This is a genomic window from Billgrantia gudaonensis (assembly GCF_900100195.1).
GTDB lineage: Bacteria > Pseudomonadota > Gammaproteobacteria > Pseudomonadales > Halomonadaceae > Halomonas > Halomonas gudaonensis.
The window spans coordinates 437,697-447,143 of record NZ_FNES01000001.1; the positions used below are offsets into that span (position 1 = coordinate 437,697).

The 9,447-nt window shown below is 56.3% G+C and carries 8 protein-coding genes and 1 pseudogene; 8 read left to right on the forward strand and 1 reads right to left on the reverse strand.

Annotated elements, in window-relative coordinates:
* Positions 1-53: 53 nt before the first annotated feature.
* The 3 genes from BLP96_RS02005 to BLP96_RS02010 all read left to right on the forward strand — a co-directional run bounded on the left by BLP96_RS02005 (position 54) and on the right by BLP96_RS02010 (position 3,979).
* Entirely contained in the window at positions 54-2,270 is a 2,217-nt protein-coding gene (locus BLP96_RS02005; RefSeq protein ID WP_089682527.1) for an OsmC domain/YcaO domain-containing protein, read from the forward strand.
* 364 nt (positions 2,271-2,634) lie between these two features.
* Positions 2,635-3,237, forward strand: a complete 603-nt coding sequence (locus BLP96_RS19760) for a DUF6151 family protein (protein ID WP_176761429.1) — start codon at positions 2,635-2,637, stop codon at positions 3,235-3,237.
* 106 nt (positions 3,238-3,343) lie between these two features.
* Positions 3,344-3,979, forward strand: coding sequence for a LysE family translocator (locus BLP96_RS02010; protein WP_089682529.1), 636 nt, complete (start codon positions 3,344-3,346; stop codon positions 3,977-3,979).
* A 577-nt stretch (positions 3,980-4,556) separates the two neighbouring features.
* Here BLP96_RS02010 and BLP96_RS02020 read toward each other — a convergent pair.
* The gene (locus BLP96_RS02020) at positions 4,557-5,477 is read right to left on the reverse strand and encodes a LysR family transcriptional regulator (protein WP_089682531.1); all 921 of its coding nucleotides are present in this window, start codon (positions 5,475-5,477) and stop codon (positions 4,557-4,559) included.
* Positions 5,478-5,621: 144 nt separating this feature from the next.
* Here BLP96_RS02020 and BLP96_RS02025 point away from each other — a divergent pair, with 144 nt between their 5' ends.
* The 5 genes and pseudogenes from BLP96_RS02025 to BLP96_RS20560 all read left to right on the forward strand — a co-directional run bounded on the left by BLP96_RS02025 (position 5,622) and on the right by BLP96_RS20560 (position 8,925).
* The gene (locus BLP96_RS02025) at positions 5,622-6,488 is read left to right on the forward strand and encodes an SDR family NAD(P)-dependent oxidoreductase (RefSeq protein ID WP_089682533.1); all 867 of its coding nucleotides are present in this window, start codon (positions 5,622-5,624) and stop codon (positions 6,486-6,488) included.
* A gap of 183 nt (positions 6,489-6,671) precedes the next feature.
* Positions 6,672-7,304 carry a LysE family translocator gene (locus tag BLP96_RS02030; protein ID WP_089682536.1) on the forward strand — a complete coding sequence of 211 codons (633 nt, stop codon included), beginning with the start codon at positions 6,672-6,674 and terminating at the stop codon, positions 7,302-7,304.
* A 308-nt stretch (positions 7,305-7,612) separates the two neighbouring features.
* Positions 7,613-7,978: pseudogene (locus BLP96_RS20290) on the forward strand (glyoxalase superfamily protein).
* Positions 7,979-7,984: 6 nt separating this feature from the next.
* Positions 7,985-8,422, forward strand: a complete 438-nt coding sequence (locus BLP96_RS02040; RefSeq protein WP_089682538.1) for a LysE family translocator — start codon at positions 7,985-7,987, stop codon at positions 8,420-8,422.
* Between the two features lie 98 nt (positions 8,423-8,520).
* Positions 8,521-8,925: a GFA family protein gene (locus BLP96_RS20560; protein WP_089682540.1), complete on the forward strand. Its 405-nt coding sequence runs from the start codon at positions 8,521-8,523 to the stop codon at positions 8,923-8,925.
* Positions 8,926-9,447 lie beyond the last annotated feature (522 nt).

The following is a 9,447-nucleotide window of genomic DNA, read 5'->3' on the forward strand; positions in this document are numbered from 1 at the left end:
ATAATGGCGGGTTTGCCGCCTCGTGCTGCCCACGCAAAACCTCCGGTGCCCCCATGGAAATCAAGGTCAACTATCTCGACAACCTCCGCCTGGAGGCCAAGTTCGACGACTTCACGGTCATCTCCGACCAGCCCATCCGCTACAAGGGCGACGACTCTGCCCCCGGCCCGTTCGACTACTTCCTGGCGTCGTCGGCCATGTGTGCGGCCTACTTCGTCAAGGTGTACTGCAACGCGCGGAACATCCCCACCGAGAACATCCGGCTGTCGCAGAACAACATCGTCGACCCAGAGAACCGCTATCAGCAGATCTTCAAGATCCAGGTCGAGCTGCCGGCAGATCTTTCCGACAAGGACCGCCAAGGCATCCTGCGCTCCATCGACCGCTGCACGGTGAAGAAGGTGGTGCAGACCGGCCCCGAGTTCCAGGTCGAGTCGGTGGAGAACATCGACGAGGACGCCCAGGCCATGCTGACGGGCGTGCCCCAGGGGGCCGAGCGCGGCGAGGGTACCTGGATCGAGGGCAAGGATCTGCCGCTGGAGCAGACCATCGCCAACATGACGGGCATCCTGGCAGACCTCGGCATGAAGATCGAGATCGCCTCATGGCGCAACATCGTGCCGCACGTGTGGTCGCTGCACATTCGCGACGCCGCCTCGCCGATGTGCTTCACCAACGGCAAGGGTGCCACCAAGGAGAGCGCGCTGTGCTCGGCGCTGGGCGAGTTCATCGAGCGGCTGAGCTGCAACTTCTTCTACAACGATCAGTTCTTCGGCGAGGAGATCGCGAATAGCGCCTTCGTCCACTATCCCAACGAGGAATGGTTTCAGCCCGGGCCGGGCGACGCGCTGCCGGCGGGCATCCTGGACGAGCACTGCCGGGCGATCTTCGATCCGGAGGGCGAGCTGCGCGGCTCGCATCTGATCGACACCAACTCCGGCAAGATGAAACGCGGCATCGTCTCGCTGCCTTTCGTGCGCCAGTCGGACGGCGAGACGGTCTACTTTCCCTCCAATCTGATCGAGAACCTCTATCTCAGCAACGGCATGAGCGCCGGCAACACGCTGCCGGAAGCCCAGGTACAGTGCCTTTCCGAGATATTCGAGCGGGCGGTGAAGAAGCAGATCATCGAGGAGGAGCTCGCCCTGCCGGACGTCCCCCGGGAGGTCCTCGAGAAGTACCCCGACATTCTGGCGGGCATCGAGGCGCTGGAGGCCCAGGGCTTTCCCGTGCTGGTCAAGGATGCCTCTCTGGGCGGTCAGTTCCCGGTGATGTGCGTGACCCTGATGAATCCCAGGACCGGCGGCGTGTTCGCCTCCTTCGGTGCGCATCCGAGCTTCGAGGTGGCGTTGGAGCGCAGCCTGACCGAGTTGCTGCAGGGGCGCAGCTTCGAGGGGCTGAACGACTTTCCGGCGCCTACCTTCAACTCGCTGGCCGTTACCGAGCCCAACAACTTCGTCGAGCACTTCATCGATTCTTCGGGGGTGGTCTCCTGGCGCTTCTTCAGCGCCCGTGCCGATTACGACTTCTGCGAGTGGGATTTCTCCGGCAGCGGTTCCAGCAGTACGGAGGAAGAGGCCGCCAGCCTGTTCGGCATTCTCGAGGCGCTGGGTCACGAAGCCTACATGGCCGTTTTCGAGGACCTGGGCGCGCCGGTATGTCGCATCCTGGTGCCGGGCTATTCCGAGGTCTACCCCGTGGAGGATCTGGTCTGGGACAACACCAACATGGCGCTGTTGTTCCGCGAGGATATCCTGAACGTTCACGCCCTGGACGATCGGCAGTTGGCCGACCTGCTCGAGCGCCTCGAGGAGAGCCCGCTCGACGAGCAGATGGACATCATCACCCTGATCGGCATCGAGTTCGACGAGAACACCGTCTGGGGGCAGCTGACCATTCTCGAGTTGAAGCTGTTGATCGACCTGGCGCTGCAACGGCACGAGGAAGCCCTTGAGCGAGTCGAGGCCTTTCTGCAGTACAACGACAACACCGTCGAGCGGGGCCTGTTCTATCAGGCGGTTCAGGCCGTGCTGGAGATCGCCCTGGACGACGAGCTCGAGCTTTCCGATTACCGCGACAACCTCGAGCGTCTGTTCGGTGTGCAAACCATGGAAGCGGTGATCGGCTCGGTCAACGGCGAGGTACGCTTCCATGGGTTGACCCCGACCGGCATGGCGCTGCAAGGCCTGGAGAGGCACCAGCGCCTGATCGATAGCTACCGGAAGCTGCATGCCGCCCGCGCTGCCAGGGCCGGTATCGCCACCTCGTAACTTTCCCTTCCTACGCTCTCTCCGTCAGCGCCCGGCCCGGTGGCCTCGACGGGGAGGGCGTTTCCGCGCACCACGTCCTCAACGACTAACTGCCGTTTTGCATCTATCGCCACTCTTGCATACGCTGATTCTCTAAAGCTGCAGGGATTGCCGGCCTGACGAATGACATCGACGGAACGCAGGGACTACCGCAGGGATGGCACGAGGCCATCACGGCTTGCAGGGTAGGGGCGGTAGCGTGCCCGAACTCCAAGCAATGCCGCTACCCCAAGGGGCTGCGCACCCCGGCAAAAATGCCATGCAGCCGACGTTCCTACCTCGAGCGCAGCCAGTTTTCGGACAAGGCCCAACGAGAATTTCCGATATGGAAGTACAGTGCGAATGCGGCAAATTCCGCGCCAAGCTCAAAGCCTTTCCCAATAATACACCGGGACGTCTGGTTTGTTATTGCGATGATTGCCAATCGTATCTACGTTACATCAAGCGCGAGGATCTGCTTGACGTCAATGGTGGCACGGAGGTGGTTCCCGCGTACCCTGCCGACGTTGAAATTATCAGCGGACTAGAGCACTTGAAATGCACACGGCTGGCGCCAAATGGACTGTTTCGCTTTTCCACCTCATGTTGCAATACACCCGTCGCCAATACCCGTCCGACCACTCCGTGGATTGGCTTGTTGAGCTGTGTGTACACGGCCCGGGGTTCCAACAGACTCGATCAGGTGCTGGGGCCAGTTCGCAGCCGCATCATGGGCCGCTATGCAAAGGGGACGCCACCCGCGGGTACGCCTGCAAAATTCAATATGAAGGCTTTTGTAACCGTGTTGCCCTTCATCCTTAAAGGCAAACTGCTCAAAAAAGCTAAGCCGTCGCCATTTTTTGCAGAGAACGGTGTTACGCCTATTGTACCGCCCTATGTGCTGAGCGAAGCGGAACGGCAGGCGGGACAGTATACTGTCGACAGGTAAGAGCCTAATTCTGCGCTCAAGCTGACGGCCTTCGGCCGCCGCTTACCTTGTACATTATGTGGCTTAAGAACTCGGGGCTACCCACTAAATACGATAGAGATTCAGTATGTTTGACTACTCAATAGTCCATTGGATGACGTTCTTATCTGCGGCGGTTCTTCTGAATCTTTCCCCGGGCCCGGATATCGCCTTCATTCTAGGGCAAACACTACGTAGCGGTCGTCGACACGGGATTGCTGCGATGCTTGGCATATGGTCAGGGGCATCGTTGCATGTAGTTATGGCGGCAGTGGGACTGTCGGCCATCCTTGCCACATCAGCTTTGGCATTTTCAGTGGTCAAGTGGATTGGGGCTGCTTATTTGATATGGCTGGGTGTCAAAATGCTCCTTTCAAAAGGTGATTCATTTATCTCTAGCAATGAAGGCGGAAGCTTACGGATACAGTCGGTCTATTGGCAAGGAGTTCTTGTTTCTGCGCTTAATCCGAAAGTGGCCGTATTTTTCCTTGCTTTCTTGCCACAGTTCGTCGTCGAGGGCGCTGGCTCCGCGGGTGCTCAACTATTATTGCATGGAAGCTTAATTGTTGTTGTGGCGGCTTTCATAGAACCTCCTTTGGTTGTTGCGGGTTCAAAGTTGGGGGCCTTCTTGAGGAAAAATAAACGAGTCGGCTTGTGGATGGATCGAAGCCTTGGAGCCTTATTTGTTGCCTTGGGAGCGCGCCTCGCGGCTAGTACGAAATAAAGCCATGGTAGCCGGGGCGTATTGTGGCACTAGCCACATAACCCGGCCATGCACCGGATGCCAAAGCCTCCGCTTCTCTTCGGCTTTGTCACCGGTGATCGCGGGAGGGAGGCGATCCTGAAGTGATGAAACACTCGGTCGGTGGCGTTTGTGATGAGGCCGCCACTTGCAAGCTCATGGAGTGGTGTTTAGCCAGTTACGAGTCACACGGCGTGGGGCCATGGGCACTGATCGATAAAAAAAGATGCTGCACTCATTGGTTTCTGTGGTGTTGGGCAAGAAATGGTCTCTGAAGCCGAGGAAAACAACCTTGGCTATCGACTGGCCTCGGAGCAATGGGAACATTGAATAATAATGCCATGCATGCGATAAGCGCGTGATGGCTGGTGTTGTATTTTTATTAGTTTCGCTTTTCTTGTTTTTAGGTATGCGGGTTTCATGGTTGCTATCGGTTCATGAGGAGTGTTGAGAAGTTGTTAATGCTCCGTATTTTTCTGGTTGGTTTTCAACGTTAATTGGTAGCACTAACTTTTCCCGTATTAGGAAACTTTACATTGAATTTATAAATGGCTAGCTTTTATGAGGGATGTGAAGCAGCGGGCCACTTTTCCTCGGCAGCACGAACGAAGGCCCGTGCCGACGGCGATAAATGACGGTGCCCCAAGACGAGATCGAATTCAGGTTCAGACCCCGACAATGGATGATAGCGGATCCGATCCCCACGAAAGCCACTCATGCTTTCGGGAACAACGGAGACGCCTCCTCCGACGGACACCAACGACAGCACCGCGTGCATTCCGTACGCTTCCTGCGTGACCCTGGGTACAAAGCCTGCATTCGCGCAAAGGCGGATAACCTGTAGATGAAAACCGCGCCCTTCAACCATGGGCCACAAGATGAACGGTTCGTCCGCGAGGTCGGACAGCGTCGGGTCCGGCCGCTCACCGAGAGGGTGATCTTGCGGGATGGCCATGCACAAGCGATCACTATCAAAGGGTGTCCGTTCAACGTCTTCAGCGTTCTCAAGAGGTGGGATCACCACACCGACATCCAATCTACCTTCGCGTAGGGCGGCAATCTGCGCGGCCGTGGTTGCCTCACGCAGCTCCAGACGCACCTCCGGATAGCGGGTCCTGAAGTCGCGAACCACATCCGGTAAACGACCATAAAGAGCGCTCCCCACATAGCCCAGACGCACGACACCCGTTCGACCCGCGGCCACATCCACCGTGGCGGTGATGGCCTGTTCCGCCCGGCGAAGAACGTCACGCGCCTCATCCAGAAACTGCTTTCCCGCAGGGCTCAAGCCGAGTACACGGTTGCCACGCTCGATCAGGGTGACACCGAGATCGTCCTCCAGCTTGCGGATGGCGCTGGTAAGAGGCGGCTGGGACATATTCAGTCGTTCGGCCGCGCGATGGAAGTGTAATTCCTCCGCTACGGCAATGAATTGCTCCATCGCACGCAGCGTAATGCGTGCTTGGACACCTAACGCCATGTCCCGATCCCTCGCATATCCGGCTATTCATCATGCTTACGATATCATGATTGTATTGCAGGGTGCTAAAAGCAGTATTTTTCGTATCAAAGGCCCGGCTCTACGCTGTTTCCTCAACAGTTTCTGGCAAACGGAGGCAATGGCATGGTGGATTTCGAAGGCCGGGTCGTACTCATCACCGGGGCCGGTCGCGGGCTCGGTTTCTCGTATGCCCGATGCATGGGGCAGCTCGGGGCAACGGTTCTGATCCAGGATATCGGTGCCGATTCCGATGGTAATGACGCCGATCAACGGGTGGCGGCGCTGGCGGCGCAGGAGCTGCGATCGGAGGGGCTCAATGTACAAGCGATTTCCGGGGAAATCGGCTCACGTGAGGATTGCCATGCACTCTGCGAGGACGCCCTGAGGGTCGTGGGGCGACTGGATGCCTTGATTCACAATGCGGGCTGGGTGGCTCACCAGAGCATCGAGTCGATAGACGACGGGGCTTTTGACCGCATGATGGCGATCGCTGCCAAGGCCCCTCTCTGGCTCGCACAGGCGGCCTGGCCGGCGATGAAATCAGCGGGCCATGGTCGCATCGTCATGACGACCTCCTGCCGAGCACTGTATCCCCAGTACGTTCAGCATGGCCTTGCATCATACGCGGCAGCCAAGATGGCCGTGGTGGGGCTGGTGAACGTCCTGGCGACCGAAGGCGCCAAGGATGGCATTATCGTCAATGCGGTTTCTCCCGTCGCCAAGACGCGCATGTGGGGGATCGAGGATGAACCCGATGAGTTGCGCCCCGGCGAGGTGGCGCCGGGGGTGGCGTATCTCGCATCCGCGGAATGCACCGAAGGCGGTTGGATACTGCGCGCCGCGAACGGACAGTTCCATGCCACCCGGGCCGTGGAGGCCGAGGGTGTGGTCTATCCCCGAAATCTGCGCGCGGTTCGGGCCGCAACGGCTCAAGAGGTCGCGGCGAACTGGCAGCTGATCGCTGTTCCCGATGTGGAGCCGCGGTCATGAACGGCGTATCAGTGGCCTTTGCGGGCAAGGCGGTTTCTGCTGGTCCTGTCCTGATGGCGATTTCCACCAATAATGTCGGCCGAGACAAGGAATGGCTCAACGGCTGGATATGAAGCGAGTGTCCGTGGAATCGCGACTCGTTTAATCTACCCCTTCTGATTCTTCACGCGCGGGAATGTACTTATGGAACTGACAACCTGGTTAACATACGCCGGCGTGATTACCGCCCTGATCGCCTTTCCGGGCCCCGTTGCCCTGCTGTGTGCCAGCCACGGACTGAGACACGGTCACCAGCGCGCCCTGTCGACCGTTCTTGGCGGCGCCCTGGCTGCTCTGATCATGATGACGGCATCGGCCTTAGGCCTGGGGGCGATCCTGGCCGCATCGGAAACCGCCTTCCTGATACTGAAGTACGTTGGTGGGCTATACCTGATCTATCTAGGCATCCTGAACTGGCGAGCACCGGTAGACGTGCCTCAATGGGAGGTGAACGATGCAATGCCGACAGGAACACAATCGAACTCGCAACTGTTTCGAACCGGTTTCGCTGTCGGTATTAGTAACCCTAAAGACCTGCTCTTTTTCGCGGCGTTGTTTCCCAGTTTCATTGCCGTCGACCAACCGCAGGGTTTGCAGTTTGCTATCTTGGCGATGACTTGGTTGCTCATCGATACCACCCTGATGTCCGTGTACAGCCGGGTTGGGTCAAAAGTCGGACGATGGTTCCAACAGTCACACCACGTACGCTGGTTTAATCGAGTGACAGGCAGCCTGTTCATCACGGCAGGCGGGGCGCTGTTGAAAGTACAGCGCTGAATGGTCCTGGTTTGTGCCTTCTTAAACGCTCACTCCCCATACCACCCATGCGATGAGCCTTATCTTTTCTAGGTTTGCTCAACAGGGGATTGTGTCGTCGCAACTATTGCGTAGAATTCTGGTGATTCAGGCATGTATTGGGGCAGCTACGAGTCTTCTTTAGGGGAAAATGTCTCACTGGGGTGCACGCGGTCGAACAATAAAAAATATAAGCAACCATTCAGGTTCGTTCCCGGCGTGCCGTCCGTCCATCGGACGCTTTAGTCGGGTGCCGCTTAATATTGACCTTATGTGTTAGGAGAGCATGGATGAGATTTCAAGCCATCCCAATTATTCGAATCTTCGATGAGGACAAGGCCAAAGAGTTCTACCTGGAATTCCTTGGTATGGCGCAAGATTGGTAGCACCGTTTTGAGCCAGGCTTTCCTGTCTATATGCAGGTTTCTAGAGATGATCTTGTCTTTCATCTCAGTGAACACTCTGTGGATTGTGCTCCTGGGTCTAAAACGTTCGTGTATACTGATGAGCTTGAAGCTCTGCACCGCGAAATTACTTCACGGCGCTACAGGTACTCCCGGCCAGAAATTACGACTGCGCCTTGGGGTGATAGGATGTTTGAAGTGGTAGATCCGTTTTCTAATAGGATTTTATTCGATGAGCGCATAAAAATATAACCAGGACTGGCTACAGTACTGTATGCGTCCGAAAGATTATTTTTCGCAATAAAAATAGTCGGAGGGCTCTATCTACTCTGGTTGGCTTTTCAGTTATGGATTGCAGACCCAACTGACGATGGAGGCGAAGCGTTGGGTGGAAAAAGCCTATTCCAATTGGCGAGGCAAGAGTTTTTCCTGGCGGCTGGAAACCCCAAGGCTATTTTGATTTTTACAGCCTTCTTGCCTCAGTTCGTTGATTCAACAGGTCCTGTTGGATACCAACTCTTGTTTTTAGGTGCGTTGTTTTTAATGTTAGAGTGGGTGGCAAAAGTCGGATATGCTTTTTTTGGAAAAGCATTGCGCCACTGGTTTTCCCGTCCTTCTATGCGTCGCTTATTCAATCGAATTTGTGCCGGACTGCTTGGTAGTGCTGGGGTTGGACTTTTGCTGGCTCGTCGTTAATGAATTAACAAAGCAGTTAAATGAGCTCCCTGCGGTCGCGGACGCTCATTCCTCGCACCGTTTATTGTGAGCGTTAAAGCTAAAGGAGCGTGCTATCCATGATCATCGGATCTTGCCACTGTGGCGACGTTGAGTTCCGTATACAAGAGGAAGAGTTGACCGTTCGCTATTGCTATTGCACTACATGCCGCAAACTGAGTGGCGCGGACTATTCTGCGGTCGCTCGTGTTGCGAGGTCTTCATTTAAAATCACGAAAGGCGCCGAGTTTTTGGTTGCATATGAATCTAAGCCCGGCAAGCTCAGGTATTATTGCTCTAAATGCTTTTCGCCGATATATGTGACTACTGATAGGGAGCTTTCCTTTTTGCGTGTTCGCTTAGGGCTGTTAGATGGCAGTCCAAGGGTTAAAGTGACTGGCCATATGTGGGTAAGTGAAAAGCCGGCGTGGCGGACAATAGAAGATTGTCTTCCAATCTATATGTATGAGTATACGGGCGAATAGCGGCGGCTCCCTCGACCGCTATGGCGTGGTCGTCATGATCGTTCACGAGGCACGCGAAGGATGCTATGTGCTTCTCGACTGGTGGACGGGTGAAAATATGCTGCAACACCATGTGTACTTCTCCCGTGACCCGAACGACCCGGAATTTTCGGACGTGACCCAGACAGGAATCGTGGCGTGCGTGTGGGAGCTCAAGGTGCTGTCCTTCGAGCGGGAGGCATGGATTGACTGTGTCCTGGCGAGGGAGGAGCCGAGCTGGATGGATACTGCAGTCGTCACTTTTCCGAAGATGTGTAACTCTGCACCGATAACCCGACGCTGCAGATGACAAGCCTGCCTAGGACGTTGCTCGCCTGCACGGGCGGCGGTTCAAGCGCCTCATTCGTGGGGTGGAGCAGACTTGGACCTGAGCTTTAGGGTTAGCCACCACCCTATGCGTCAACGTAGTTGTCACCTAAACGGATTGAGAGGTGATCAACATGCGTTACCCCGCAGAGCGTAAGGAAGCCATCCTCAAGAAGA

What these genes read in the sequence shown, in the direction of transcription:
- BLP96_RS19760 (WP_176761429.1), top strand. Translation starts at nt 2,635, where the DNA reads ATGGAAGTACAGTGCGAATGCGGCAAATTCCGCGCCAAGCTCAAAGCC.
- BLP96_RS02020 (WP_089682531.1), bottom strand. Translation starts at nt 5,477, where the DNA reads ATGGCGTTAGGTGTCCAAGCACGCATTACGCTGCGTGCGATGGAGCAA.
- BLP96_RS02005 (WP_089682527.1), top strand. Translation starts at nt 54, where the DNA reads ATGGAAATCAAGGTCAACTATCTCGACAACCTCCGCCTGGAGGCCAAG.
- BLP96_RS02025 (WP_089682533.1), top strand. Translation starts at nt 5,622, where the DNA reads ATGGTGGATTTCGAAGGCCGGGTCGTACTCATCACCGGGGCCGGTCGC.
- BLP96_RS20560 (WP_089682540.1), top strand. Translation starts at nt 8,521, where the DNA reads ATGATCATCGGATCTTGCCACTGTGGCGACGTTGAGTTCCGTATACAA.
- BLP96_RS02030 (WP_089682536.1), top strand. Translation starts at nt 6,672, where the DNA reads ATGGAACTGACAACCTGGTTAACATACGCCGGCGTGATTACCGCCCTG.
- BLP96_RS02010 (WP_089682529.1), top strand. Translation starts at nt 3,344, where the DNA reads ATGTTTGACTACTCAATAGTCCATTGGATGACGTTCTTATCTGCGGCG.